22 protein-coding genes are annotated in these 25,521 nt (G+C 66.2%); 16 read left to right on the top strand and 6 right to left on the bottom strand.

Translation table 11 applies throughout. The features are described from left to right. Nucleotides 1–32: 32 nt before the first annotated feature. From WJ12_RS29020 to WJ12_RS28965, 12 genes are all read left to right on the top strand, one after another. A complete protein-coding gene (locus tag WJ12_RS29020) occupies nucleotides 33–584 on the top strand; it encodes a sigma-70 family RNA polymerase sigma factor (RefSeq protein ID WP_047903836.1) in 552 nt (183 codons plus the stop codon). Continuing rightward, nucleotides 566–1,540: a DUF4880 domain-containing protein gene (locus WJ12_RS29015; RefSeq protein ID WP_059556675.1), complete on the top strand. Its 975-nt coding sequence runs from the start codon at nucleotides 566–568 to the stop codon at nucleotides 1,538–1,540. The genes WJ12_RS29020 and WJ12_RS29015 overlap by 19 nt, the downstream gene beginning before the upstream one ends. 132 nt (nucleotides 1,541–1,672) lie before the next feature. Further along, entirely contained in the window at nucleotides 1,673–2,137 is a 465-nt protein-coding gene (locus tag WJ12_RS29010) for an Lrp/AsnC family transcriptional regulator (RefSeq protein WP_105392488.1), read from the top strand. A 331-nt stretch (nucleotides 2,138–2,468) separates the two neighbouring features. Next, nucleotides 2,469–4,838 (top strand): TonB-dependent siderophore receptor, encoded by a 2,370-nt coding sequence (locus tag WJ12_RS29005; protein WP_059556720.1) that lies wholly within the window; start codon nucleotides 2,469–2,471, stop codon nucleotides 4,836–4,838. A 31-nt stretch (nucleotides 4,839–4,869) separates the two neighbouring features. Beyond that, nucleotides 4,870–5,625, top strand: a complete 756-nt coding sequence (locus WJ12_RS29000) for an energy transducer TonB (RefSeq protein ID WP_226104000.1) — start codon at nucleotides 4,870–4,872, stop codon at nucleotides 5,623–5,625. 22 nt (nucleotides 5,626–5,647) lie between these two features. Next, complete coding sequence (locus WJ12_RS28995) at nucleotides 5,648–6,382, top strand: MotA/TolQ/ExbB proton channel family protein (protein WP_034187958.1); 735 nt, start codon at nucleotides 5,648–5,650, stop codon at nucleotides 6,380–6,382. A gap of 13 nt (nucleotides 6,383–6,395) precedes the next feature. Beyond that, a complete protein-coding gene (locus WJ12_RS28990; protein WP_080287816.1) occupies nucleotides 6,396–6,818 on the top strand; it encodes an ExbD/TolR family protein in 423 nt (140 codons plus the stop codon). Beyond that, nucleotides 6,815–8,596 carry an ABC transporter ATP-binding protein/permease gene (locus WJ12_RS28985; protein WP_059556673.1) on the top strand — a complete coding sequence of 594 codons (1,782 nt, stop codon included), beginning with the start codon at nucleotides 6,815–6,817 and terminating at the stop codon, nucleotides 8,594–8,596. The genes WJ12_RS28990 and WJ12_RS28985 overlap by 4 nt, the downstream gene beginning before the upstream one ends. 79 nt (nucleotides 8,597–8,675) lie before the next feature. Further along, nucleotides 8,676–9,899: a thioredoxin gene (gene trxA / locus WJ12_RS28980; protein ID WP_059556672.1), complete on the top strand. Its 1,224-nt coding sequence runs from the start codon at nucleotides 8,676–8,678 to the stop codon at nucleotides 9,897–9,899. Between the two features lie 42 nt (nucleotides 9,900–9,941). Next, complete coding sequence (locus WJ12_RS28975) at nucleotides 9,942–11,300, top strand: TldD/PmbA family protein (RefSeq protein ID WP_034187954.1); 1,359 nt, start codon at nucleotides 9,942–9,944, stop codon at nucleotides 11,298–11,300. A 12-nt stretch (nucleotides 11,301–11,312) separates the two neighbouring features. Beyond that, a complete protein-coding gene (gene tldD / locus WJ12_RS28970) occupies nucleotides 11,313–12,788 on the top strand; it encodes a metalloprotease TldD (RefSeq protein WP_059556719.1) in 1,476 nt (491 codons plus the stop codon). 40 nt (nucleotides 12,789–12,828) lie between these two features. Further along, nucleotides 12,829–13,260: a Fis family transcriptional regulator gene (locus WJ12_RS28965; protein WP_226104001.1), complete on the top strand. Its 432-nt coding sequence runs from the start codon at nucleotides 12,829–12,831 to the stop codon at nucleotides 13,258–13,260. 60 nt (nucleotides 13,261–13,320) lie between these two features. On the opposite strand, the gene WJ12_RS28960 is transcribed toward WJ12_RS28965, so the two are convergent. Both WJ12_RS28960 and WJ12_RS28955 read right to left on the bottom strand, forming a co-directional pair. Continuing rightward, on the bottom strand, nucleotides 13,321–14,079 hold the full coding sequence (locus WJ12_RS28960) for an SDR family oxidoreductase (protein WP_047903003.1): 759 nt from the start codon (nucleotides 14,077–14,079) through the stop codon (nucleotides 13,321–13,323). A gap of 140 nt (nucleotides 14,080–14,219) precedes the next feature. Continuing rightward, nucleotides 14,220–15,164: a LysR family transcriptional regulator gene (locus tag WJ12_RS28955; RefSeq protein ID WP_034187951.1), complete on the bottom strand. Its 945-nt coding sequence runs from the start codon at nucleotides 15,162–15,164 to the stop codon at nucleotides 14,220–14,222. Between the two features lie 166 nt (nucleotides 15,165–15,330). On the opposite strand from WJ12_RS28955, the gene WJ12_RS28950 reads away from it, so the two are divergent. Further along, nucleotides 15,331–16,545 carry an FAD-dependent monooxygenase gene (locus WJ12_RS28950; RefSeq protein WP_059556671.1) on the top strand — a complete coding sequence of 405 codons (1,215 nt, stop codon included), beginning with the start codon at nucleotides 15,331–15,333 and terminating at the stop codon, nucleotides 16,543–16,545. Between the two features lie 51 nt (nucleotides 16,546–16,596). Here WJ12_RS28950 and WJ12_RS28945 read toward each other — a convergent pair whose 3' ends face one another. Further along, nucleotides 16,597–17,532 (bottom strand): alpha/beta hydrolase, encoded by a 936-nt coding sequence (locus tag WJ12_RS28945; protein ID WP_059556670.1) that lies wholly within the window; start codon nucleotides 17,530–17,532, stop codon nucleotides 16,597–16,599. A 61-nt stretch (nucleotides 17,533–17,593) separates the two neighbouring features. Then, nucleotides 17,594–18,691, bottom strand: coding sequence for an OpgC domain-containing protein (locus tag WJ12_RS28940; protein WP_034188001.1), 1,098 nt, complete (start codon nucleotides 18,689–18,691; stop codon nucleotides 17,594–17,596). Nucleotides 18,692–19,072: 381 nt separating this feature from the next. Between WJ12_RS28940 and WJ12_RS28935 the strand changes: the two genes are divergently transcribed. After that, on the top strand, nucleotides 19,073–20,227 hold the full coding sequence (locus WJ12_RS28935) for a porin (RefSeq protein WP_059556669.1): 1,155 nt from the start codon (nucleotides 19,073–19,075) through the stop codon (nucleotides 20,225–20,227). A 37-nt stretch (nucleotides 20,228–20,264) separates the two neighbouring features. Here the strand turns inward: WJ12_RS28935 and WJ12_RS28930 are convergent, their stop codons facing one another. Then, nucleotides 20,265–21,176 (bottom strand): LysR family transcriptional regulator, encoded by a 912-nt coding sequence (locus WJ12_RS28930; protein ID WP_034187947.1) that lies wholly within the window; start codon nucleotides 21,174–21,176, stop codon nucleotides 20,265–20,267. Nucleotides 21,177–21,318: 142 nt separating this feature from the next. On the opposite strand from WJ12_RS28930, the gene WJ12_RS28925 reads away from it, so the two are divergent. Both WJ12_RS28925 and WJ12_RS28920 read left to right on the top strand, forming a co-directional pair. Beyond that, entirely contained in the window at nucleotides 21,319–22,320 is a 1,002-nt protein-coding gene (locus WJ12_RS28925) for an aldo/keto reductase (protein ID WP_059556668.1), read from the top strand. A 114-nt stretch (nucleotides 22,321–22,434) separates the two neighbouring features. Then, the gene (locus tag WJ12_RS28920) at nucleotides 22,435–23,175 is read left to right on the top strand and encodes a sulfite exporter TauE/SafE family protein (RefSeq protein ID WP_034187945.1); all 741 of its coding nucleotides are present in this window, start codon (nucleotides 22,435–22,437) and stop codon (nucleotides 23,173–23,175) included. A 104-nt stretch (nucleotides 23,176–23,279) separates the two neighbouring features. Here WJ12_RS28920 and WJ12_RS28915 read toward each other — a convergent pair whose 3' ends face one another. Next, entirely contained in the window at nucleotides 23,280–25,451 is a 2,172-nt protein-coding gene (locus WJ12_RS28915; RefSeq protein WP_059556667.1) for a hypothetical protein, read from the bottom strand. Between the last annotated feature and the right edge of the window lie 70 nt (nucleotides 25,452–25,521).

Below are 25,521 nucleotides of genomic sequence, written 5' to 3'. Positions count from 1 at the left end.
GCCCATCGCGCCATCGCTTTGGAAATTGGCACATGAGCACTGGCCCGGCAGCACAGCCTCTCGACAAACTGGAAAGGAGCGACGACGAGTCGGCTCGTTCCCGCTCGGTTTGGCTTGCCAACGAGTTTCGGGCCAGCTATGGATGGTTGAAGGCGAAGCTGCTGCGGCGTGTCGGATCGCCGGCCGATGCCGAGGATCTGGCGTCGTCGTCGTTCGAGGCGCTTGCCGGCGTCGATGACCCGCCAGGTATTCGCGAGCCTCGAGCGTGGCTGACCGTCATCGCCCAGCGTCTCACCTTCGAGATGTGGCGCCGCCGGGATCTCGAGCGCGCGTATCATGAGGCGCTCCTCAATGCCGAGGAACCCCTCGCGCCGTCCGCCGAATCGATCGTCGAGATTTCCCAGGCATTGTTCCTGATCGATCAGGCGCTCGATGGATTGCCTCCGAAAGCGAGAAGTGCCTTTATCTACAGCCAGATCGACGGCCTCACTTATTCCGAGATTGCCGCTCGACTCGGCGTTTCGACAAGCATGGTTCGCAAATACATCGCCCAGGCGCTTACCCGATGCTTTCTGATCAGTTGAATGCCGCGCGCGGCGCCGGCACGGTCGATTCGTGCGCGGAGGAAGCCATTCAGTGGGAGGTCCGGTTGCGTGCCGAGGACGCCACGCAGCAGGATCGCGATGGCTTCGAGGCATGGCGCCGCGCCGATCCCGCGCACGAAGCGGCGTGGATACGGCTCCAGGAGGGGCTGGCACGGTTTGCGTCGCTGCGGAACGCGCCCGGCTCGGCGGTGCGAAGCGCGCTGAACGAGCCGTCCCGTGCGCGGCGCCGCATGTTGAAGGCGGGCGCCGGGGTGGGCGCGCTGGCGCTGGCCGCGATCGGGACGCGAGAACTGGTCCGGGCCTATTCGCTCGACGCCGATTATCACAATGGCGATCTGACGCCGCAGGCCGTGGCGCTGAAAGACGGAACGCCGATCGTCCTCGGGGCATCGGCGCGTGTTTATTGGACGCGGGACGGCGCGCGCGGCGACGTCTATCTTGCGTCCGGCCAGATCCTGTCGAGTCCCGCCACGACGAACCGCTCGCCGTTCGCCGTGAGGACGCGGGACGGGACGGCAATCACGAGCCGCGCCCGCCTGAGCGTCGATGCATTGCGTTATCACACCGTGGTCGCGGTGCAGGGCGGCGATGCAACCCTTGCGACGCCGCGCGGCGGTAGCGTCCGCATCGCCGATGGTTCGGTCTGGTCGCTATCGCCGGGGCGCATTGCCCGCATGCCGGAGACGGCCGCCGACATCTTCGCCTGGAGCCGCGGCACGCTCGTCGTCCTGGATCGGCCGCTGCCTGACATCCTCGAGACGCTGGGCCGCTACTACGGCGGCTATATCCGGTTTCCGCAGGCCGCGCTCGCTCGCCGGGTCAGCGGCGTGTTCCCGCTCAACGACGCCGAGGCGGCGCTGCACCAGCTCGCCAACGGCCTGGGACTCTCCCTGGCCGTGTATGGCAAGGTTCTGGCCGTCGCCTCCGAGGCTTGACGCCGCGCCCCGTTCAGCCGGGGCGCGAAAAAAATTTTTCTTTCCCGGTGTCACTTTTCCCGCTTCGTTGCACAAGGTGAATGAAGGCGTCCGAATGCCTGCGACGCTTACCTTGTCCCGAAGGGGGGAACTGTGATCGACCATATCGACAAGGCCATCCTGACAGTCCTGCAAGAGGACAGCACGCTTTCAGTGGCGGAAATCGCCGATCGCGTGCATTTGTCGACGACGCCTTGCTGGCGCCGCATACAGAAGCTCGAGCAGGACGGCGTCATCGCCCGCCGGGTTGCCCTGCTCGACGCCGACAAGCTCAATGTCGGCGTGACCGTGCTCGTCGAAATCAGGACTGCGCAGCATACCGCGGCCTGGCTCAAACGCTTCTGCGACGTGGTCGCCGACATCCCCGAGGTGATCGAGGTGTACCGCATGAGCGGTCATATCGACTACCTGCTGAAGGTGGTCGTTCCGCACATTGCCGGGTATGACGGCGTGTACAAGCGCTTGATCAGCGAGCTGGAAATTTTCGATGTGAGTTCGAGTTTCTCGATGGAGACCATCAAGCATACGACGAGGTTGCCCCTCGATTACGTTTGCTGATTTTCTTGTCTGCGGATTCCGCCTGCTGGATTGAATTTTCAAGGACGGCGCGGTCGGTGGGAATAAAAAACCGGAAATGGCGCGAAGGACGAATTCTTTCAAAAAAGTATTCCGGGCAGGATCGCTAGACTTTTTCATGTGGATGAGGAGCCGGCAAGCCTGCCGGGGCCGGCGGCCTCGAGCGAAGCCGGGAGTGAAGGGGGAAGGCATGCCGTTGCGGTTGGCCGCTGCTTCTCGACTTCTCGATCGTGTGGGACAAGACAGGCGTTTTGCCGAAATACAACCGACTAGGGATGGGTGCATCGTGGGGATCAAGTTCGACGGCAAGGGTATGGCCCGCAACGTTGCGGCAATGGCGATCGCAATGGCGGTTGCCCAGACTTTCATGGTGTCCGCGGCGTATGCGCAGCAGGCGGAACAACACACCTATCATCTGCCGAGCGGTCCGCTGGATCGCACGTTGGTGGAGATCGCCCGGGTCGCGCAGCTTCCGTTGAGCTATGACGCGTCATTGGTGCAGTCGCTCAAATCGGCGCCGGTGGACGGCACGTATTCGGCCGAGGCCGCGATCCGCAAGGCGTTGCAGGGCACGGGCCTCGACCTGGTTCCGACGGCGAACGGCGGTTACACGCTGGCTCACGTCAAGGCGGATGCCAAGGGGGTTTCGTCGGCGCCGGCCGCTGCCGCAGCCGCAGCCGCGGCGACCACGGCGCAGGTGGACACCACCTTGCCCCTCATCAGCGTGGCGGCCAGCCGGGATTCAGGCGGTACCGGCTTCGTCGCGGAATCGTCCTCCACCTATGCGCGCTCGGATGTGCCGCTGAGCGAGACGCCGAAATCGGTCAGCGTCATCAATGCCGCGGTGATCCAGAGCCAGGGTGCTCAGTCGCTCTCCGATGTGCTGAGGAATGCTTCCGGTGTCGTCACGCGGCCGGGGCCGCTGGGCGTGCCGAATTACACGATTCGCGGGTTTGTAGCGCAAAACCTCACGTCGGATGGATTGTCGACTGTCGGGACGGCCCCTAACGTTACGCCGACGATCGCCATCTCGAGCGTGGAAGTGGTCAAGGGACCCTCGGCCATCGTGAATGGCAACAGTCCGCCGGGAGGCGTCATCAATCTCGTCAAGAAGACGCCGCAGGCCGATCCGTTTCATGAAATCCAGGTGGGCTACGGATCGTACGGCGACACCCAGATCGCGCTGGACAGCACGGGCGCGATCACCGCCGACAAGAAACTCCGGTATCGCTTCATCATCTCGGGTGAACGGGTCGGCCAGAATTCGATGGGATATGACGGCAAGAGAAATTTCTACTTTGCGCCGACTGTGCAATGGAAGGACTCGACCACGGATGTGACGGTCGGCTATGAGCGCACGGTCTACCGCGAGCCGGTTCCCCAGTTCACGCTCGGCCACGCTGCCGGCGATATCTATCGAAACTATATCGACAAGCCGCTTGGCACGCCGTCCGACCATTTCGGCGCGCAAACGGACAATATTTTCATTCATCTCGAACAAAAGCTCGGCTCGGCGCTGACCTTCGTGAGCAAGGGTTCCTATACGCGGACCCAACAAACGCAGCAAGCCTGGACTACGGCCACGCCGCTCTCGGCGACCAACGGCGTGTTGTTCCACAATTTCGATTCGCTCTCGGATTTCTACAGTTGGAGCTTCCAGAACTACCTGCGCGCCAAGTTCAATGTCGGCGCTGCGAAAAATACGGTGATTGCTGGCTGGGACGTTCTTCGCTACAGCCAGCATCAGTTTGACACCACGACATCGAAATTCATTTCCATTCCGAATGTCTTCGGCTCATTTACGCTTCCGTCGTCCGACACGGGAAACCTGATGCCGAATGGGACTACCTACTTCACCCAAACCGGCTTGTATCTACAAGATCAGTTCTCCTACAAGAATTTCCATGCACTCGCGTCCGTGCGCCGGGATACCTATCTGACACATGCGACCTACGCCGGTAACCCACCCCCGGGAAACCATCAGAATGCGTATAGCCCGAGCCTCGGCCTGCTCTACGAACTGACGTCCGAGGTTGCCGCCTACGCCAGCTACAACCGTGGCTTTCAGCCGGGCACGGCGCTTGAATTCGGCGGCGGCGTGCTCCCCCCGCAAACCAGCCAGCAGGTCGAAGTGGGCATGAAGTTCAACCTGCTGGACGACAAGCTGGCCATCACGACCTCGGCTTACCGCACCTCGTTCAGCAATTACAACGTTGCCGACCCGGCCCATCGCGGCTTCTATCTTCCCGCCGGCGGCGCCGTGAGTCGCGGATTCGAAGCGGAGATCAGCGGCCAGCCGCTTCCCGGCGTCAACCTGATCGGTAGCTACACGTACAACGACTTCGTGCAGCCGCCGAACAGCAAGCTGGCGGTGAACCTGCCCAAGAACAGCGCCAGCCTGTGGGCGACCTACAACTTCCGCTCCGAGAAGCTCCAGGGTTTCGGTGTCGGCGCGGGGTTGTTCTTCGCGAGTGGGCAGTACATCGGCACGGGCTCGGCGTATCGCATCCCCAGCCAGGTGGAGACGGATCTCGGCGTGTTCTATCGGAAGAAGGGTTACGGCCTGAATCTTTCGGTCAAGAACGTATTCAATCGCAAGCTCTACTACAGCAGCACGACGCCCTCCTTGATCCCGATGGGACCGGAGCGGACCGTCATGCTCACCGGTACCTATGATTTCTGACACCCTCGAGACTCGGCCGTGGAGCGGCGGCATGTCGAATCCTGAGCGCATCACTCATTCGCGGGCGCGATGGCGGCGCGCGGCGATCGGGGGCGCGGTCGTGCTGGCGCACGCACTGGGGCTGTATCTGATCGTTCATCGCAGCGTGGACCTGATCAGGCTGGAGGCCGACCGGGCCTCCGGTGCGTCGGTTCAGGTCAGGCTCGTTGCCGCGCCGACACCCGAGCCCGTCGCGCGGCCGGAACCGAAGCCCAAGCAGGAGCCTCAGCGGAAGCCGGAACCCAAGCCCGTCGACAAGACCGTGGTGCGGAAGACGGCACCCTTGCTTTCCTCGGAGGCTCCTGCTGCCCGGACCGTCGCGCCAGCCAAGACCGAGCCCGTCAAACCGGTCGAGCCGGCGCCGCCGGCGCCGCCGGTACCGGTGCCCAGCGCGGTCGCGCCCTCTGCTGCGACACCGCCCGCACCCGCGCCGGGCCCCCAACTGCTCGATAGCCCGAAGCAGATCAGCAGCGCGGAGCTCAAGCAGCTCGGTTGCCGTATCCCGCGGCCGGACTATCCGCCGAAGGCCCGGCGGCTGGAGCAGCAAGGCACGGTGGTGGTGAGGCTGAACATCGGCGTGGACGGTGTGGTGAAGACGGCGCGGGTTGCGCAAAGCAGCGGCTACCCGCTGCTGGATGCGGCCGCGCTGGCGGCGATCGAAGCCGGCCATTGCCAGCCCTACACGACCGCCGGTATTGCCCGTGCCGTAGAGGCCGAGCAGCCGATCGCCTTCAACCTGAATGATTGACCTGGAATCTACGGAGCAAAAAATGGAACAGTACGGCATCGCCAACGTCTGGCAGCAGGGCGACTTCATCACCCGGTTCATCTTCGTCTTTCTTCTCGGCATGTCGATCGTGTCGTGGTTCGTCATCGTGACCAAGGGCCTGGCGAATCGACGTCTCGAGGTCATGGGCAAGCGTGCGCAGACGCGCTTCTGGTCCACGCCGTCGCTCGATGACGGCATCGAGGCGCTGGGCGACGGCACCGACAATCCGTATCGCGCCGTGGCCCTTGCCGGCCGCGAGGCGAACGACCAGCAGGCCGGCGGCGACGCGTCGCTGCAAGGCAGCCTCAGCAGCAGCGAATGGGTGGCGCGCGGCCTGCGCAACGCGTTCGACGACGAGGTTGCCCGCCTGCAGAACGGCCTGGCCATTCTCGGGTCGATCGGCAGTACCGCGCCGTTCGTCGGCCTGTTCGGGACCGTGTGGGGCATCTATCACGCGCTGATGGCCATCGGCGTGTCGGGACAGGCCAGCCTCGATCATGTCGCGGGCCCGGTCGGCGAGTCGCTGATCATGACGGCGATCGGCCTGTTCGTGGCGATCCCCGCCGTGCTCGGATTCAACTACGTCAATCGAGGCAACAAGCGGGTGAGCCATCGGCTGAACCGGTTCGTGCACGAGTTGCACGTGTACTTCGTGACGGGCGCCAAGGCCCGCTGCGACGTTCGCCCGGTGCCCGCGGCGCCGGCGACGAGCAAGCGCGTCAACGCCGCCGCCTGACCGGGAGCCTATCGTGTCGATTCTCATGGATGGCAACAACGACGAAGGCGTGATGAACGACATCAACATGACGCCGTTGATCGACGTCATGTTGGTTCTGCTGATCATTTTCATCGTGACGCTACCGGTCATCAACAAGGCGGTGAAGGTCGATCTGCCCAAGGCCGCGGCCCAGCCCGCCCAGTCGAAAACGCAGGACATCGACCTGTCGATCACGGCTGACAAGACCGTGCTGTGGAACAAGGATGTGGTCGACGACGCGGCGCTGAAGCTGCGTGTCGAGGCGGCGTCGAAGCAGGGCGATCCACCGGCCGTCAACATCAATGCCGACGAGCACGTCGAATACGGGAAGGTCGCCGCGATACTCGCGGCGCTGCAGGGCGGCGGGCTGAACAAGATCAATTTCGTCATGCAACCGGACAAGGGCCAGCAATGATCAGGAATCGGGCATTCCCGACGGATCGCGCCGAGGATCGGGATGCCAGGCGTCACTTTCCTTCCGTCTGGAAGTTGATCACGCCGTACTGGACCACCAGGGAGGGCATGCTGTCGGCATTGATGCTCGCCTACGTGCTTGGGGCGGGCTGGAGCCACACCTATATCGCCGTGTGGCTCAACCGATGGACCGGCACGTTCTACGACGCCGTGGGATCCGGGAGGTTTCAGGCGCTGCCGAACCTGCTGTTGCAGTTCCTGCTGGTGTCCATGGCCGCCGCCGCGCTGACGGTGTCCACGGTGGTGATGCAATCGATCGTCGAGATTCGCTGGCGGCGATGGCTGACGACCTGGCTGGCCGATCAGTGGCTGGCCCGCCATACCTACTACCGCATCGAGCGCGACCGCGCGCTCGAGAACATCGATCAGCGTATCGCGGAGGATGCGAAGCAGTTCGTCAAGGACACCTTGCAGCTGTCGATGGGCGTGCTTCAGGTGCCGGTGAGCATCGTGAGCTTCAGCGTGATCCTGTGGTCGATCGGCCATTCCCTGGATCTCGATATCGGTGGACACACGTACAGCATCCACGGATACCTGGTCTATGCCGTCTTTCTCTATCAAGGCCTGTTTTTCTGGGCCACGCACCTGCTCGGCCGACGCTTGATCACCCTCAATGCCAAGCAGAACCGCGTGGAGGGCGACTTCCGCGTGCTGATGGTGCGGGTGCGCGAATTCGCCGAGCAGATCGCCTTCTTCGATGGAAGCGGCGCGGAAGGCAAGCGATTGAACGGGGCTTTTCGCCAGGTCGTTTCGAATCTTTATGCGCTGCTTTGGGTCAACACGCGGGTCTCGCTGTTTACCAACATCGTCGGGCAATTCAGCTCGGTGGTGCCCGTGGTGCCCACGTTGCTGGTATTGCCGCAACTGATAACGGGGGGGCTGACGCTGGGCGGGCTGATGCAATCGAACGCAGCATTCAGTTCCGTGTCCAGTTCCCTGGCGTTCTTTCCGCAGGCCTATCTGGGATTCACCGCGTGGCGCGCCGAAGCGAACCGGCTTCGGGAATTTCTCTACGTGAACGCGCTGGATTCGCGGGGAAACGTCGTGTTGACCGCCGGCGAGCGCGGAGCCGTAGGCGCCCACGGGTTGGTTCTGCGCGACGCAGCCGGCGCGGAGATTGCCCGCGTGCCCGACTTCTCGCTCGCACCCGGTTCGCGCTGTCTGATCCGCGGGCGCTCCGGAAGCGGGAAAAGCACGCTGCTCAGAGCGCTCGCGGGCCTCTGGCCCTACGGCGAGGGCATCGTCACCTGCGGTGCCGAAGGAACGATGTTCGTTCCGCAGCGCAGCTACATTCCCGTCGGCACGTTGAAGGCGGCGATCGCGTATCCGCACGAGGAATCGACGTACACCGACGGCCAATGCGCGGACGTCCTGCGCGCATGCGGCCTCGATGCGCACGTTGCATCGATGCTGGACGCCGATCGCTGGAGCGACCGGCTTTCCGGCGGAGAGCAGCAGCGGGTGGCGTTCGCACGCGTGTTGCTGGCCCGCCCGACCACGATATTTCTCGATGAATGCACGTCGGCGCTCGACACCGAGAGCGAGCGAACGCTCTACCAACTGCTGATCGACTGGCTACCTCAGGCCACGATCCTCAGCGTTGCGCATCGACAGGCGTTGCTGGCCTTTCATCAGCAGACCCTCGACTTTTCGCCGGAACGGGCATCCGCGGTCGCGGCCGGCCTGACCGGCCCGGCTTCGTCTGCCTGCCCGGCATGACACCGTGATCCCGTCAGGACGCTTGCACCTCACCGGGGTCAAGGTCCGACAAAACCGAACTGATGGACAGGAACGTGAAATGAGCGATTTGAAAAGTGTGACCGCCGCGAGCTTCGAGGCCGACGTGATGATGAACAGCCGTCCGGTGCTGGTCGACTTCTGGGCCGAATGGTGCGGGCCGTGCAAGGCGCTGGCGCCGACGCTCGAGAAGGTGGCGCGGAACTTCGACGGCAAGGTCGACATCGTCAAGGTCAACGTCGACGAGCATCCGTCCTTGCGCGAGCGTTTCGGTGTGCGTGGCATTCCCGCCCTGGTGCTCATGAATGGCGGCCACGAGGCGGGCCGCATCGTGGGCCCCCGGTCGGCCACGCAACTGGCGAGTTATCTCGATGCGCACCTGGGAACCGTCACGCAGCTGGCCAGGCCCGAAGTGACGCTTCGCGCGTTCGGCGGTGATCCGCAGGTGAAAGCGGCGCGCATCGCACGGTTGCGCGATTATCTGGATCACAAGCAAGCCGCGCTGGACACCCCCATGTGGCCGGACAAGATCAGCGGCGCACTGGAATTCGTCGCCGACTCGCATGATCCGGACGAGTGCGCATCCGTGTTGGGCATGCCGACCGATGTGGTCGAGGCGGTGACGGTCCTGTCGAGCTATCGAGGCACCCATTTCAAGGCGGCGCTGTTCGTGGCGGACTGGCTGGAAAGCGTGCCGGTCGGCGCGAATCTCTCGACGCTGCCCGGCCGGCTGCTGGTGTCGATCCTGTCGAGCCGGATCGTCTCGGACACGCTGGAGGGAGAATCGAGGTTGCTGGCGATTCGTGACGAGCTGGTTTCGCTGCACGCGGCGGAAACGGACGGCGCTCCTGTGGCGGACGCGAACTGGGCGGACGTCCGACAGGCATCCAGGGCGGCGGCGGCCGAACTCGGCGACGGGAGTGCTGCCGTGGCCGCCGAGGTGCTGGAGGCCGCTTCGTCGTCGTTGGCCCGGAATCCGGACGTCTTGAAGGAATTCGTCTTTTCACTTTGCAGCTCCGTGCGGAAATGGCTTCAGGTCAAATGCAACTGGGGCGCGCAGGACGATGCGCGCTTGAATCAATTGGCGGAAGGGGTCTTCAAGCAGGCAATCGACGCCGGCGTCGAGCCGCCGCGGGGCAGCGCGCTGATGGAGCGGGCGGCGGAGGTCGATCCTCAACTCGTGGGGCGTTTCCTGTCCTATTACGAGGACGGCCATCTTGCCGCGGCCGAGCGGGGCAGCGCGATCGGCGACATGCTGATCGCGCTCACCGGGCAGACCGCCTGACGCATTCGACGACACGATGCCGCATGGCGGAGGAGCAGGCTGATGCAATCGAGCAGTACGCAGTTGCAAACCGTTGCCGCTGAACTGGCGAGTTCGGCGGAGCGTGTGATCGCGTTCGCGCGGCAGGCGGGTGCCGAGGGGACACGCGTGGAGATCGAGGCCGCCGAATCGAGCGCCGTGACCGTGACGAACCGGGTACAGACGGAACGCAGTTTTTGCGGCACCCTGGAGATGACGGTGACGGTGTTGCGCGACGGAAAACGCGCTTTCGCGAAATCGTCGGACCTGTCGGACGACGGACTGAAAAAGATCGTTCGCGCGGCGATCGAGAGTACCGCCGCAACCGAGCCCGATCCCGCGGCCGGATTCGCCGATTCGAGCCAGTTGGCCAGGGACTTTCCCGATCTCGATCTCCATCACCCGCTGGATTGGTCGCTCGACGATATCGGTGCCCATGCGCAACGCGCCGAGGATGCGGCGTTCGCACATGACCCGTCGATCAAGGCGTCGAAGGGCGTGACGGTGAGAACGATGTCGGGCACGTCGTTGCTGGCCACGTCGGCGGGGTTCCATGCGACGGCGCCGTGGTCCGTCCATTCGATCGCATGTGCGCCCGTCGCGTTCGGCACCGGCGAGAAGCAGATCGGTTTCTGGGGCCATGCAAGTCGCGCATTCGACGATCTCGCGAAACCGGAGGAGGTCGGGGCGCTGGCCGCCAGGCGAGCCATCGACGCGCTCGGCGCGACGCAAGTCCCCACGCAGCAATGCCCGGTTTTGTTCGAGCCGTCGGCGTCGCTGGGGCTGCTGGCCGAACTGGTGTCCTCGGCATCGGGGGATGCGCTGTACCGGAGCGGATCGTTCCTGAAGGATGACATCGACGCGCCGTTGTTTCCGCCGCATGTCCAGCTTGACGAGGATCCATTCGTCAGGCGCGGGATGGCCAGCCGCTGCTTCGACAGCGACGGCATTCCGGGCGGGCGCCGCAAGGTGGTGGAGGACGGCCGCCTGCGCGGGCTGTTTCTCGGGCTTTATGCGGCGCGCCGCTTGAACCTGACGCCCACCGGCAACGGCTACGGGCCTCACAACCTCGACATGCGCAGTACACGGACCCAGCCCGGCGACGACTTCGCCGCGATGCTGAGGAAGCTGCATCGCGGACTTCTGGTCACGGAGATGGTCGGCGGCGGCGTGAACCGCCTGACCGGCGATTTCTCCCGCGGCGCCAAGGGGTTCTGGGTGGAAGACGGCGAGGTCCGCTTCCCGGTGAGCGGTATCACGATAGCGTCGAATCTCCGCCGGATGTTCGGCGGACTACAGGCGATCGGCAGCGACGCGTTGACGAGGGGATGGGCGACCTCCGGATCGTGGCTGATCGATGCAATGAAGATCGGGGGAGCTTGAAACATGAGTGACATGAAGCAGTGGCAGGTATTGCGGCCTGCCCGCGAGGAGATCCGCACGCTGGCGCGGCACGCGCTGCTGGACCGGCATGGCATCGACGAAACGGCGCTTTTTTCCGCGATGGGCATCGCCCTCGGCCAGCGATGGGACTTTGCGGATGTCTTCCTCAAGGAAACGACCGCGGAATCCTGGTCGCTGGAAGGCGGGGCCGTGCGCGCGAGTTCGTATCGTTGCGATAGCGGCTTCGGACTGCGCGTGTTGAAGGGAGAGCAGGCGACGCTGGCGAGTTCGCAACGCATCGACGCGATGGCGCTCCGGCATGTTGCGTCGCGACTTAGCGAAACCGGAAGTGGCATGTCGCGTGACGGCTCGGCAGCGATGCAGCGCAGGCCGGTTGCAACGGCACGATCGTTCTACGACCCGGCTCATCCGTTGCGGACGATGGAGGGAGCGGACAAGATCGCGCTGCTGAAGACGCTCGACGAGATCGCCCGGGCCGCCGACCCGCGCGTGATCGAAGTGCATGCCGTGCTGAGCGCCGTGCATGAAACGATCTGGATCGCGCGATGCGACGGCCTGAGTGGCGGCGACGTGCGTCCGCAACTGGCCTTGTGGATCAACGTGCGCGTCAGGTCCGGCGCGCGCGTGGAGAGCGCGAGCGGAGGGATCGGCGGGCGCTATGGCATCCGGACGTGGGATGACGACGAACTTCGTACCTTCGTGCGGGAGCGTGTGACGGCCGCCCTCACGAAGCTGCAGGCGCGGCCGGCGCCGGCCGGAAAAATGACGGTGGTGGTCGGCCCGGGCTGGAATGGCGTCTTGCTGCACGAAGCGGTCGGCCATGGACTGGAAGCCGACGGCGTGCGCCGCGGGACGTCCGCCTTCGCGGGACGCCTCGGCGAAAAGGTGGCGTCCGGGAACGTGACCATCGTCGACGACGGAACGCTCCAGGGGGGCCGCGGTTCCTTGAATATCGACGACGAAGGGTGCGCGACGCGGCGCACGACCTTGATCGAGAACGGCGTGCTGCGCGCGTACATGCAGGATGCGCTGAGCGCGAGGTTGATGGGAATGGAGCCGACCGGAAACGGCCGCCGCGAGGGTTACGCGTCGCCGCCCATGCCGCGCATGACGAACACGTTCATGCTGAACGGGGACCACGAGCCGCAGGAAATCATCGAGTCGGTACGCAACGGTATCTACGTGTCGGGTCTCGAGGGCGGGCAGGTCGACATCACGAGCGGTCAGTTCGTCTTCGAGGCATCCGAGGCCTACCTGATCGAAAACGGCAGGATCACCGCGCCGGTCAAGGGCGCGACGATCACGGGCCACGGCCCCGATACCATCCGGAACATCAGCCTGGTCGGCAACGATCTCGCCTGCGATCCCGGCAGGGCGACGTGCAGCAAGGCGGGGCAGTCGATCCCGGTGGGCGTGGGCCAACCGACCGTGAGGGTGGATGAAATGACCGTCGGAGGCACCGCATAGTCATGGCCGTCGAGGCGGCGCATTGCCGGTGGAATGGAACGTGAATAAATGGGCTCATCGTCTCAGTCAGTCCAGCCGCACGCAACGCGAGGCGAAAACGGAACTGCTGCCCTTGCCGAGGCCGATACGCGATGCCTTGTCGCTGGAGTATCACCTTCAGCTCGAAGCGCTGCATGCCGGGGTGGGGTCGCTTGTCGCGCTTCAGGTCCTGATGAGGACCGTGATCGCCACGGGCATCCTGTGCGAATACGGCTACGGGGATGTCGAGGACGCTTCGTACAAGGACCTGGAAAAGATCGCGAACCACGCGTTTTCCTCGGGTTGCCAAGGGCATTTCCATTTCGACGGCGACGCATTCCATCTGTTCGCGAGGGTGCTGACAACGCATGATTTGCAGCTGGAAGTCGCCCCCGTCAAGGTGATCGACGAAGTCGCGAAGCGCCTGGAGCGATACTGCACGGCGACCCGGTGATCGGGTTCCGAAGAATCGGCCGGTGCGGCGCGCGCAACGCGCCTTCGCCCGCAGCGCGCGCTATCCGCGCCCCACGAACGGCATCGCGGTCGCCATGATCGTCATGTTCAGGATGTTCGTGTCGAGTGGCAGGTTCGCCATCTGGACGACTGCGTTCGCGACATGCGCGACGTCCATCCGCGCCTCGGGCGCGAGGCTGCCGTCCGCTTGCGGGACGCCTTGCGTCATCCGTTCCGTGAGCGAGGTCGCCGCGTTGCCGATGTCGATCTGGCCGCATGCGATGTTGTACCGGCGGCCGTCCAGCGCCAGCGATTTCGTGATCCCGGTCACCGCATGCTTGGTGGCCGTGTACGCGATCGTATCGGGGCGCGGCGCGTGCGCCGAGATCGAGCCGTTGTTGATGATCCGGCCGCCTTGCGGCGTCTGCGCTTTCATCACGCGCCACGCGGCCCGTGCGCACAGAAAGACGCCGGTCAGGTTCGTCGCGACGACGCTGTTCCATACGTCGAGGTCGTATTCGTCGAGCGACACGACCGGGGCGTTGCGTCCGGCATTGTTGAACAGGACGTCGAGCCGGCCGAATTGCTGCGCGATCTGCGCGAACGCGCGGTCGACCGACGCCTCGTCGGTGACGTCGGCGGGAAACGCGTGCGCGTCGCCGCCGGCGGCGCGGATGGTGTCCTGCGTTTCTCGCAACGAGGCCTCCGTGCGCCCGAGCAGCGCGACGGTGAAGCCGGCCTGCGCGAGCGCGATTGCTGCTGCCCGACCGATGCCGGAGCCGGCGCCCGTAACGGCGGCGAATTTCTTCGAGACAGACATGGCTTGATTTCCTGCGGGTTGAGTGAGGAACGAGGCGGCCGAGGTTCGATGTCGTCAGCCCTTCGGCAATGTAGTCGAAATGCGCGGCGCACGGATTCGAGCGATATCGGCACTCGTGTCCGACCACGCGGCGAAGGCGATCATTTCTTCCGGCCAGTCGCGGCCTTCCGTGCTCGTGCGCCCGTCTCCGCGAACAGGTCGACCACGACGTCGCGCAGCCAGCGGTTGCCTTCATCCTGATTGACGCGCGTGTGCCACAACATATGGATCGGCGTGCCGGGCAGCGCGACGGGCAGCGCACGCCAGCCGAGCGAGAACGGCGCGGCGAGCTGCTGCGCGAGATGCTCGGGCACCGTCGCGATCAGGTCGGTGCGCTGCAGGATGTAGCCCACGCTCATGAAATGCGGCACCGTCAGCCTTACCCGGCGCTTCACGCGGCGCCGCTGCAGCCATTCGTCTACCTGCCCGTGACCGGTGCCGGCCGACACCACGACCAGATGTTCGGCGTCGCGCCATGCGTCGACCGTCAGCGCCGCTTCCTCGAGCGGATGGCCGCGCCTGAACAGGCACACGTAGCGCTGATCGAACAACCGGCGCTGATAGAACCCGCCCTTGAGCTGCGGGAGCAGGCCGATCGCGAGATCGACGCGGCCGTCGGCCATTTCGTCGCCGAGGTTGACGCTCGTGTTGCGCACGGTATTGAGCGCGATGCCCGGCGCCGCGCGCGCGAGGTGTTCGAGCAGCGCGGGCAGGAACACGACTTCGCCGATATCGGTCATGCCGATCGTCAGCGTGCGCGTGGCGCGCAGCGGATCGAAACCGGTCTCGGGATTCAGCGCGGCGTGCAGCGTCGCCAGCGCATGCGACACGGGTTCGGCCAGGCGCAGCGCGAACGGCGTCGGCACGACGCCGCCCGGCCCGCGCACGAACAACGGATCGCCGAGCCGGCGGCGCAGCTTCGCGAGCGCGTTGCTGACGCCCGGCTGGCTCATGTTCATCTGTTCGGCGACGCTCGACACGCGCCGCTCCTGCATCAGCCGCTGGAAAAGCAGCAGCAGGTTGAGGTCGATCTCGCTCAGTTCCATGGGTTTCGCGGTGCCCGGTTCATTGCATTCCGTGATGAAGCAGATTCATTTCATTTTATTGCGGGATGAAAGTCCACTCCTGAAAATACCGATACGGCCCATGCACTCGACATGGCCGCTGCGCAAGGCGCGAGCCCCACACGGAAATATCGGAGACACCTTCATCATGCAGACGAATCTGAAGATTGCGATCGTCGGCGCCGGCATCGGCGGCCTGACGCTCGCGCTCGCATTGCGCGAGCACGGCATCGACGCGCAGCTCTACGAGCAGACCCATGAATTGCGCGAAGTCGGCGCGGCCGTCGCGCTGTCGGCCAATGCGACGCGCTTCTACGAACGCATGGGCTTGCGCGCGGCCTTCGATGCGGTGTGCGCGGACATCCCGGGGCTCGTGTATCGCGACGGGCGCAGCGGCGCGGTGATCGGCCATCATCGCGGCGAGCCCGACTACCGCCGGCAATTCGGCGGCGCGTACTGGGGCGTGCATCGCGCGGATCTGCAGGCGATGCTGTCGAACGCGGTCGGTCCCGACTGCATCCATCTCGGCCATCGTCTGGTCGATCTCGCGCAGCAGCCCGATCGCGTGACGCTGTCGTTCGACAACGGCACGCGCGTCGACGCCGATCTCGTGATCGGCGCGGACGGCGCGCGTTCGATCACGCGGCGCTGGATGCTCGGCTACGACGACGCGCTGTATTCGGGCTGCTCGGGTTTTCGCGGCGTGGTGCCGGCCGCACGCATGGACCTGCTGCCCGATCCCGACACGATCCAGTTCTGGGTCGGTCCGCACGGGCATCTGCTGCACTATCCGATCGGCGACAACGGCGACCAGAACTTCCTGCTGGTCGAGCGGCATCCGTCGCCGTGGCCGTCGCGCGACTGGGTCATGCCGGCCCAGGAGGGAGAGCAACTGCGCGTGTTCGGCGACTGGCACCCGGCCGTGGTGCAGATGATCACCGCGGTACCGATCAGCCAGCGCTGGGGGCTGTTCCACCGTCCGCCGCTCGGCCGCTGGAGCCGCGGGCGCGTGACGCTGATCGGCGATGCCGCGCATGCGCTGGTGCCGCACCACGGGCAGGGCGCGAACCAGTCGATCGAGGATGCGGTGGTGCTGGCGGCACAGCTCGCGAAGGCCGGGCCCGGGAAGTGGCGCGAGGCGCAGGAAGCCTACGAGCGGTTGCGTCGCGGCCGCACGCGCAAGGTGCAATACGCATCGATCTCCGCGGCCGACGTGCTGCACCTGCCCGACGGGCCGGCCGCGCAGGCGCGCAACGCGCGTCTGGCCGACCGCGATCGCGTGCTGCAGCACCTCGACTGGATTCACGACTTCGACGCGCTCGACGATGAGCCGAGCGAGCGGCAGGGCGGTACCTGGCTTTGAGCCCGATGGCGGACGCGACAGGTGTTGCGTTCGCCGGTTATCGGCCGGTCGTCACTTCACGCACTCCAGCGCGTACTTCAACCCCTGCCCGAGCACCCCGCGCCACACGTCCCACGTGTGCCCGCCGTCGACGATGCGCAGCTCGGCCGGATTCTGCGCGCGGCGCAGGTGCGTGTACAGCACGCTCGATTCCGCCTGGATCGTCAGGTCGTCGTCGCCGGCCGCGATGAACATCGGCACGCGCCAGCTGCGCGCGAAATAGCCGCGCAGCAGCGCCGGGTAGTTCAGCTCGTGCCACACGCGTGAATCGAACTGCCGGTCGCCGAACACGCCGACGTAGCGCGCGGCGGAATTGAGCGGCGGCTCGTTCGCATAGATCGCGGGGCTCAGCAGCATCGCGCCGCAGAACAGGCCCGGCTCGAGCAGCGAGAAGCGCAGCGCGCCGAAGCCGCCCATCGACACGCCGCCGATCGCGCGGCCCGCACGCTGGTTCGACACCGCGAAGTGCGCCTCGACCTCCGGCAGCAGGTCGTTGAGGAACGCGCTCTGCATCTTCTCCTTGCGGTCGACGTACCAGTCGGTGCCGCCCTGCGGCATCACGATCACGACGGGCGGAATCTCGCGGCGCTCGATCAGCGTGTCGGCGGTGGCCTGCAGGCGGCCTTGCGTGACCCAGTCGTTCGCGTTGCCGGCATTGCCGTGCAGCAGGTACATCACCGGGTAGCGCGCGCCTTCCGGGTTGTAGCCGGGCGGCAGGTAGACGGTGTATGACCAGTCGCGCTTCAGCGACGCCGACCGGAACGTGCGCAGCACGACGCTGCTGCCCGGGTTGACCGGCGGTTCCTGGGCGCTCGACGGTGTCGTGGCGGTCTGGACGGCCGGGGGCGGCGGCACGGGCGAGACCGGCGGCGCGGCCGGCGTGGCGCCGGCGGTGGCGATGGAGCCGGCGATCAGGGCGATGGCGAACGGAAGGGCGAGTCGGCGCATGGCGAAGCGTTTCAGGAGAGGCGCCGGCTATCGTAGCAGCGGCGCGTGACGGCGCGGCGCGTCATCGCCGCGAACGGAACGGCAGCCGCGCGACGAGCGGCCCGTAGAGTTTGGCGACGAGATACAGCAGGCCCATCGCGACGGCGTCGGCGGCCAGGCCGAGCGGCACGTTCAGATAACCTTCGGTCGCCTGGTAGAGCAGCGAATCGACGGCGAGCGAGATGCCGGTGCCCGCGACGAAGCACAGCAGCCCCTGCCGGCCGATCGTGCCGATCCACGGCATCGCGTGCGCGACCTTCTTCATCCAGCCGAGGTGCACGAGCTTCGCGGCGAGCCATGCGATCGCGAGAAAGTTCACGAGCCGCAGCGCGCCGAGGTTCTGCTTGATCGACGGATCGGTCGGGAACGGCTCGATGCGCAGCCGGTAGTACGCGCCGGCCGCGACGATCGCGAGCGAGCCGGCCGTCAGCAGCCAGCCCTGCGGGCGGGGAGCGAGTGTCTGGTAGACGGGCTGGCAGCGCGCGATCACGCCGAGCACGAACAGGAACTGCCACGCGAACGGGTTGAAGTCCCACGGCACGCCTTCGACGGTCGGCAAGAAGCGCGCGACGTGCGGCGCCGCGTACCAGAGCGACCCGCTGAACGCGAGCAGCAGCCACGGCTGCGTGCGCGCCAGCGGCAGCGTGAGCGGGACGAGCAGCGCGAAGAACGCATACATCGGCAGCACCGACGCGAGGTACGGCTGGCGGCGGAACAGCAGGATGTCGCGCAGCGCGGCGAGCGGCTTGTGCAGCAGGCCGTCGAGGTCGTTGGTCGGCATGTTCGGGCCGTCGATCGCGAACGCGTTCAGCGCGGCGGTGATCAGCAGCATCAGCCCGGCCGTCACGAGGAACGCGCGATAGATCTCGAACGCGCGCCGGATGAAGCGCTGGCGCGCGGCGGCCTCGTCGTGCCGTTCGGCGAGCGAGTTGTAGGCAATGGCGGTCGCGAAGCCGCCGAGAAACACGAACACCTCGGCCGCGTCGCACAGCGCGTATGCATGCAGCGTCACGCGCGACAGGATGCTGCCGCCGATATGGTCGACGACGATGACGAGCAGCACGAGGCCGCGGAAGAAATCGAGTTCGGCGTAGCGGCCGGCCCGGGCAGGCGCGGTCATCGGACCGCCGCCCGGCGCGCGCCGCGGGCGCGGCCGGCACGGGCCGCGCATGAGTCGGGGTGAAGCATGACTTCGTGAAGAAATGGCGAACGGATGCGCATTGTGCCACCGATGCGACACCCACCGGGTTTACGCGGATGGCGGGCCCGCCTGCCGCTGCCGATAAGCCCGGTCAGGCGGTCGGCGCAACCGGGCAGTTGGACGAGCGCAACGCTTTGCGCACGGCGACGCCCCCCCGATGGACGGACGGTTTCCGACGTGACACCATTTTATCCTCACGCGGCCGCACACCGCGTCGTCCGCCCTGCGGGCCACACATACAACAGACCAAACATTCGCCGGGCGCTCGGCCCGCCCGGCCCCCGGCTCCGGAGATACGTCATGAAGAAGCACGCCATTTTTGCCGCCGCGCTCGCTGCATTCGCCTCGCCGGCCTTTGCCCAGAACAGCGTGACGCTGTACGGCCTGATCGATGAAGGCATCAATTACACGAACAACGTCAACGTCAATGGGGTCGGAAAGACGAATTACCAGCTCGCGAGCGGCTACGCGCAGGGCAGCCGCTGGGGGCTGAAGGGCAGCGAGGATCTCGGCGGCGGGCTGAAGGCGATCTTCACGCTGGAAAACGGTTTTGACGTCAACAACGGCCGGCTCGGCCAGGGCGGCCGCATGTTCGGCCGCCAGGCGTTCGTCGGGCTGAGCCAGTCGCGCTTCGGCACGCTTACCTTCGGCCGCCAGTACGACGCCGTCGTCGACTATCTCGCGCCGCTGACCGCGAACGGCAACTGGGGCGGCACGCTGTTCTCGCACCCGTTCGACAACGACAACACGGACAACTCGTTCCGCGTCAACAACACGGTCAAGTACGCGAGTCCCGACTGGAACGGACTGACGTTGGGCGGCACGTACAGCTTCAGCAACAGCACGGGCTTCTCGAACAACCGCCAGTACAGCATCGGCGCGCAGTATTCGCTGGCCGGGCTGCAGGTCGCGGCCGCCTATCTGCAGGCGAACAATCCGGGCATCGGCAATGCGGGCGCGATCGCGGCCGACGACGCGAACTTCGTCGCCGACCGCCTGCGCATCTTCGGCGGCGGCGTGAACTACACGTTCGGCCCGGCGACGGTCGGCGTCGTCTACACGAAGACGGACGTGAAGAACCCGGTGTCGACCGTCTACCTGCCGGCCTCGACGTTCGCCGGCCTCGGGCTGACCGCGACCAAGTTCCAGAACATCGAGATCAACGGCAAGTACCAGCTCACGCCCGATTTCTATCTCGGTGCGCAGTACGTGTACACCGACGGGAAGTTCGATGCGGCCGCCGGCTCGTTCAAGCCGAAGTACCACACGGTCGGCCTGATGGCCGACTACAGCCTGTCGAAGCGGACCGACGTGTACCTGCAGGGCGCGTGGCAGAAGGTGGCCGGCGACAAGACCGGCACGGCGGCCGATGGCGGCTACGTCGTCGGGACCGACGGCCCGTCGGCGTCGTCGAACCAGTTCGCGGTGCGCGCCGCGATTCGCCACAAGTTCTGATCGGCGGGCGGGGCCGGCGCCCCGGCGTCGGCCCGCGTCAGTCCGCCAGGTGGGTGCCGCCGAGCGTGTCGGCAAGCCAGTCCACGAAGATCCGCACGCGCGGCGCCAGGTGCCGGCCGTACGGGAACACCACCGACACGGGCAGCGGCCCGGCACGCCATTCCGGCAGCACTTCGACCAGCGAGCCGTCGGCGAGCAGCGGCGCGAGCCCCTCGCGCGGCGCCTGGATCAGCCCGAGGCCCGCGAGGCAGCAGGCGAGATACGCCTGCGAACTGTTGACCGACACGACGCTGTGCATCTTCACCGCGTGCATCTCGCCCGAATCCATGTCCGCGTATTCCCAGTCCAGCTCGCGGCCCGTCCGGCTCGAGAAATAGCCGACCGCGACGTGGTCCGGCAGCTCGTCCGGCGAGCGCGGCGTGCCGTGGCGCGCCAGATACGCGGGCGACGCGCAGTTGATCTGCGCCAGCTCGCCGATGCGCCGCGCGACGAGCGACGTGTCGGACAGCACACCGACGCGTACCGCGCAGTCGATGCCGTCGGCGACGAGATCGACGAAACGGTCGGTCGTGCCGATCACGACGCGCAGGTCGGGGTAGCGCGCGTGGAAATCCGGCAGCGCCGGAATCACCTGGTTCAGCGCGAAGCGTTCGGGCAGGTCGACGCGGATCACGCCGCGCGGCGACGCGCCGGCGTCCTCGAACAGCGTTTCCGCATCGTCGAGATCGGCGAGCAGCTGCACGCAGCGTTCGTAGTAGGTCGCGCCTTCGGCCGTCAGCGCGACGCGCCGCGTCGTGCGTTGCAGCAGGCGGATCTTCAGGTGCTTTTCGAGATACTGGACGGCGTTGCTGACGGTCGGGCGCGGCAGGTGCAACTGCTCGGCCGCTTTCGTGAAGCTGCCGAGATGGGCGACGCGCGCGAAGATGCGCATTGCTTGCAGATGGTCCATGCGGGCGGAAGTCTGGGCGGGGAGGAGAACAGGCTCCATTGTTAATCAGCGTCGAATGGTTTGGTGGCGCGTTTCGCGTTTATCGCGCGGCGTCGTGCGCCCAGAATCCGTTCCATCCACTCACCCTTCGGAGGAAACGGACATGGACACGCGTCAACTGGGCCGCACGGGCCCGCAGGTATCGGCGATCGCGCTCGGCTGCATGGGTATGTCGGACTTGTACGGGCCGGCCGACCGCGACGAGAGCATCGCCACGCTGCACGCGGCGCTCGACAACGGCATCACGATGCTCGACACCGGCGATTTCTACGGGATGGGCGACAACGAGATGCTGATCCGCGATGCGTTGCGCGGCCGCGCGCGCGACCAGGTGCTGATCAGCGTGAAATTCGGCGCGCTGCGCGATCCGGCCGGCGGGTTTGCCGGCTACGACGCACGGCCCGTCGCGATCCGGAACTTCGTCGCGTATTCGCTGAAGCGGCTCGGCACCGACTACATCGACATCTACCGGCCCGCGCGCGTCGATCCGGCCGTGCCGATCGAGGACACGGTCGGCGCGATCGCCGATCTCGTGAAAGCCGGGTACGTGCGCCATATCGGGCTGTCCGAAGCCGGCGTCGACACGATCCGCCGCGCGGCGGCCGTCGCGCCGATTGCCGACCTGCAGATCGAGTATTCGCTGCTGTCGCGCGGCATCGAAGCCGACATCCTGCCGGCCTGTCGCGCGCTCGGCATCGGCGTGACGGCCTACGGCGTGCTGTCGCGCGGGCTGCTCGGCGGGCGCTGGAGCGCGGCACGGCAGGGCGAGCGCGACTTCCGCGCGGCGAGCCCGCGCTTCCAGGGCGACAACCTCGTACACAACCTCGCGCTCGTCGACGCGCTGCGTGCGATCGCCGACGAGAAGGGCAGCAATCCGGCGCAGGTCGCGATCGCGTGGGCGCTGTCGCGCGGCACCGACATCGTGCCGCTGGTCGGTGCGCGCAAGCGCACGCAGCTGCAGGACGGTTTGCTGGCGACAAGAATGCAACTAACGGTCAATGATGTCGACCGCATCGAAGCGGCGGTACCCGCCGGGTCGGCTGCCGGCGAGCGTTATCCCGCCGCCCAGATGGCCCACCTCGACAGCGAGCACGGACGGGGGTGAGCCAGGGGCCGGCCCGTCCGGCGGGGCCTAGCCAGCCTCAGGCAAAACCAGATGGCGGGCTGCGTGGCGGAGCGGCACCATCGGCGCCGTACTCGACCGGATGGAACCACCTCCATGCAAATTCATACGCTGACAATCATCGTGCTGGTGTTCCTGCTGGCCGGCGCGGTCAAGGGCATGATCGGGCTCGGGCTGCCGACGATCGCGATGGGGCTGCTGACGCTCGCGATGCCGCCGTCGGCCGCGGCGAGCCTGCTGCTCGTGCCGTCGTTCATCACCAACGTGTGGCAGTTGGGCCTCGGCCCGTCGTTCGGGCCGCTGCTGCGCCGGCTGTGGCCGCTGCTCGCTGGCCTCACGATCGGCACGCTGACGGGCGGGCTGCCCGCGCTCGCGGCCGGCAGCACGTGGACGCACGCGGCGCTCGGTGTCGTGCTGATCCTGTACGGGGTGTGGGGGCTGGCCGCCGCGCGGCTGCCCGCGCCGGGACGCCGCGAGAAATGGCTGTCCGCCGTGGTCGGTTACCTGACGGGCGTCGTGACGGCGGCAACCGGCGTGTTCGTCGTGCCGGCCGTGCCGTATCTGCAGGCGCTGCGGTTGTCGAAGGACGACCTGATCCAGGCGCTCGGGCTGTCGTTTACCGCATCGACGATCGCGCTCGGCCTGCAGTTGCGCGTATCGGGTGCGTTGCAGACGGTCGACCTCGGCGTGTCGGCACTCGCGCTCGTGCCGGCCCTGGCGGGGATGGCCGGCGGGCAGTATGCGCGACGCGTGATGAGCGAAACGGCGTTCAAGCGCTGCTTCTTCGTCGGGCTGATCGCGCTCGGCGCGTATATGGCCGTTGCGGGGTGGCTGTGAACGGGTACCACGCGCCGCGCGTGGGCGCTGCCCCTTGCTGAAGCGCCCGAAGCCGGCTCAAGCGGCCGGCTTCGGGCGCGTTCACGTGGCGCGAATCACACGGTTCAGGCCGGGTCGGCGTACTTCAGCGACCACCCGAACGTGCGCGTCGTGCCCGCGCCGAGTGCGAACGGCTTCGTCGTGCACGCGAAGTTCGAGTGCAGCTGGCCGATCGGTGTCGTCGACAGCGGGTTCGTCGTGCCGTTCGCCGTGTCGAAGGCGGACAGCGCGCAGGTGTCGAACCCCGACGCCGCATAACCGGTCGCGGCGCTGTTGGCGTACGTCACCGACACGCCATCGCCGTTGGCCTGCGTCGATGCGAAATCCGCGAACGACGTGAAGTCCGTCTCGACCGCGAGGTTGCCCGTGAGCGTACCCGAGCTGAGCGTATCGCTGCGCGAGATCGTGCCGTGCGCGAACGTCAGCACCGTATGCACCTGCAGGTCGAGATCCGTCGTGTAGGCGGCGTTCTTCGATGCGAGGCGGAACTTCGTCGTATCGAACGACACGATCACCTGGCCGTTGGCTTGCTGCACGTTCAGGTTCTTGTAGTACGTGACGGGAATGTACGTCTTCGCGTTGTACGTCACCTGCGGCACCAGCAGCGCGTAGCCGAGGTCGGTCGTGCCGTAGATCAGCTTGTCCGAGAACGGTACCGGGTAGTACGGCGTGTACGAGTTGTAGTCGGGCGCCTGGCTCAGGTTCAGGTTGATCACGCGCCGGCCGTCGCGCACGGTGAGCAGCGCGGCGCTGTACGGATGCGCGGCGTCGGTTGGCTGGTTGTACCAGGTCAGCGTATAGCGCGGCAGCGCGTCGAGCCATGCGCCGTAGTCCGCATCGGCCATCGGCGCCTTGCCGCCGAAACCGAGCTTGTTCCACCACGCGTTCACGTACAGGTACTGGTGCAGCAGGCTGAAGTTCTCGCCCATCACGCGCGGCTTGCCGCGATACGCGTCAGTGCCGCGGCCCTTGACCCACATGTTCACCGACGGTGTCGGCAGCGACGGGTCATACCAGTACGTGTCGAAACGATGCGCGGCCTGGTAGATGAACGTGTACGCGACGCGCTTCTCCTGGTCGGTCAGCACGCCGGCGTTGGCGGCGGCCGTCAGCACTTCCATGAACGCGGAATCGCCGTACGGGCCGATCGAGCGGCCGTAGTTGAAGCCCTGGCCGCTGGCGTTCAGCTGCGGCAGGATCAGGTCGACCGACTTGCGCAGATAGCCCTTCAGTTCGGGCGTGAGATTCGCCACGTTGTCCATCTCGAACGTGCGCTCGACCACTTCGCCAATCAGCAGCGTGCTGTAGCGGTCGAAGCGCGCCTGGTCGTAGTAGGTCGTGTGCGTGTTCGACGCTTCATCGGAGAAGCCGCCGGAAGAATCGTTGCGGATGTGGTTCGTCAGCGTGTACAGCAGCGCATCGCGCGCGCCCATCGCCGCGACGGACGGATCGGTCTTCGACGCGAACGACGGGCTGCTCCAGCCGAGTTTCTGGCGCAGCCCGGCAATGCCGTAGGACACCGCATAGTAATTCTGCGCGGTGTTGAGCGACGCGATGTCGATCGGCGTGCCGGCGGCCGGGCACGTGTTGGTCTTGCCGCTCGCATCGGGGCCGAACATGTCGCAGAAGGTGAGGCGCTGCTGCAGTGTCGCGAGCATCGCGTCGCTGAAGACTTCGTTGAGCATCCCGTGCGCCTTCAGGTTGTTCAGCGCGACGAGATAGTAGTACTCGCCCCACGACGTGTTCGCGTACGTGTAGTTGCCGCCCGACTGCGCCATCATCGCGGTCGTGATCGTCTGGTAGGTCGCGAGGTAGCTCGCATACTGCGGGTCGTTCTTCGACTTCATGTCGATCAGGATGTACGACAGGCCGAGCGCGAGCTTGCCGGGCAGGAATTTGTCGCCGGTGTTCGTGTCGAGCACGTGGACGGGCGTGCCGTCGCCGAGATCCATCACGACCTGCGTGAAGTCGGGCGATTTCCGGATCAGGTCGAACAGCGCGCGCATCTGGCCCATCATCGTGACCGGCACATTCGTGCCGGCCGGCACGCTGGTGTCGGGCGCGCCGTAGACGAGCGCCTGCAGCGAGTTCGCCGCGAGCGCGGGGGGCGTGGACGTGGACGGGGGCGGCGATGACGGCGGCGTATCGGTCACGTCGTTGCCGCCGCACGCGCTGACGAACACGACGGAAAGGGCGCTGAGCGCGGCGCCGAGCGCGAATCTGCTGCGCGGATGCATTGTGTCTCCAGTTTTGAATAGTGATGAAGGACAGGCGGGTGTGGCCGTTGCCGCGCTCGATGCCCGTACC

The sequence above is a fragment of the Burkholderia seminalis genome, assembly GCF_001718535.1.
Taxonomy (GTDB): Bacteria; Pseudomonadota; Gammaproteobacteria; order Burkholderiales; family Burkholderiaceae; genus Burkholderia; species Burkholderia seminalis.
Note: the sequence above shows the minus strand (reverse complement) of the source record. Positions and strands in the feature narration are given on the sequence as shown.

Coding starts and splice junctions, on each gene's coding strand:
- WJ12_RS29020 (WP_047903836.1), top strand. CDS start 33: ATGAGCACTGGCCCGGCAGCACAGCCTCTCGACAAACTGGAAAGGAGC.
- WJ12_RS29015 (WP_059556675.1), top strand. CDS start 566: ATGCTTTCTGATCAGTTGAATGCCGCGCGCGGCGCCGGCACGGTCGAT.
- WJ12_RS29005 (WP_059556720.1), top strand. CDS start 2,469: ATGGCCCGCAACGTTGCGGCAATGGCGATCGCAATGGCGGTTGCCCAG.
- WJ12_RS29000 (WP_226104000.1), top strand. CDS start 4,870: ATGTCGAATCCTGAGCGCATCACTCATTCGCGGGCGCGATGGCGGCGC.
- WJ12_RS28995 (WP_034187958.1), top strand. CDS start 5,648: ATGGAACAGTACGGCATCGCCAACGTCTGGCAGCAGGGCGACTTCATC.
- WJ12_RS28985 (WP_059556673.1), top strand. CDS start 6,815: ATGATCAGGAATCGGGCATTCCCGACGGATCGCGCCGAGGATCGGGAT.
- trxA (WP_059556672.1), top strand. CDS start 8,676: ATGAGCGATTTGAAAAGTGTGACCGCCGCGAGCTTCGAGGCCGACGTG.
- WJ12_RS28975 (WP_034187954.1), top strand. CDS start 9,942: ATGCAATCGAGCAGTACGCAGTTGCAAACCGTTGCCGCTGAACTGGCG.
- tldD (WP_059556719.1), top strand. CDS start 11,313: ATGAAGCAGTGGCAGGTATTGCGGCCTGCCCGCGAGGAGATCCGCACG.
- WJ12_RS28960 (WP_047903003.1), bottom strand. CDS start 14,079: ATGTCTGTCTCGAAGAAATTCGCCGCCGTTACGGGCGCCGGCTCCGGC.
- WJ12_RS28955 (WP_034187951.1), bottom strand. CDS start 15,164: ATGGAACTGAGCGAGATCGACCTCAACCTGCTGCTGCTTTTCCAGCGG.
- WJ12_RS28950 (WP_059556671.1), top strand. CDS start 15,331: ATGCAGACGAATCTGAAGATTGCGATCGTCGGCGCCGGCATCGGCGGC.
- WJ12_RS28945 (WP_059556670.1), bottom strand. CDS start 17,532: ATGCGCCGACTCGCCCTTCCGTTCGCCATCGCCCTGATCGCCGGCTCC.
- WJ12_RS28940 (WP_034188001.1), bottom strand. CDS start 18,691: ATGACCGCGCCTGCCCGGGCCGGCCGCTACGCCGAACTCGATTTCTTC.
- WJ12_RS28935 (WP_059556669.1), top strand. CDS start 19,073: ATGAAGAAGCACGCCATTTTTGCCGCCGCGCTCGCTGCATTCGCCTCG.
- WJ12_RS28930 (WP_034187947.1), bottom strand. CDS start 21,176: ATGGACCATCTGCAAGCAATGCGCATCTTCGCGCGCGTCGCCCATCTC.
- WJ12_RS28925 (WP_059556668.1), top strand. CDS start 21,319: ATGGACACGCGTCAACTGGGCCGCACGGGCCCGCAGGTATCGGCGATC.
- WJ12_RS28920 (WP_034187945.1), top strand. CDS start 22,435: ATGCAAATTCATACGCTGACAATCATCGTGCTGGTGTTCCTGCTGGCC.
- WJ12_RS28915 (WP_059556667.1), bottom strand. CDS start 25,451: ATGCATCCGCGCAGCAGATTCGCGCTCGGCGCCGCGCTCAGCGCCCTT.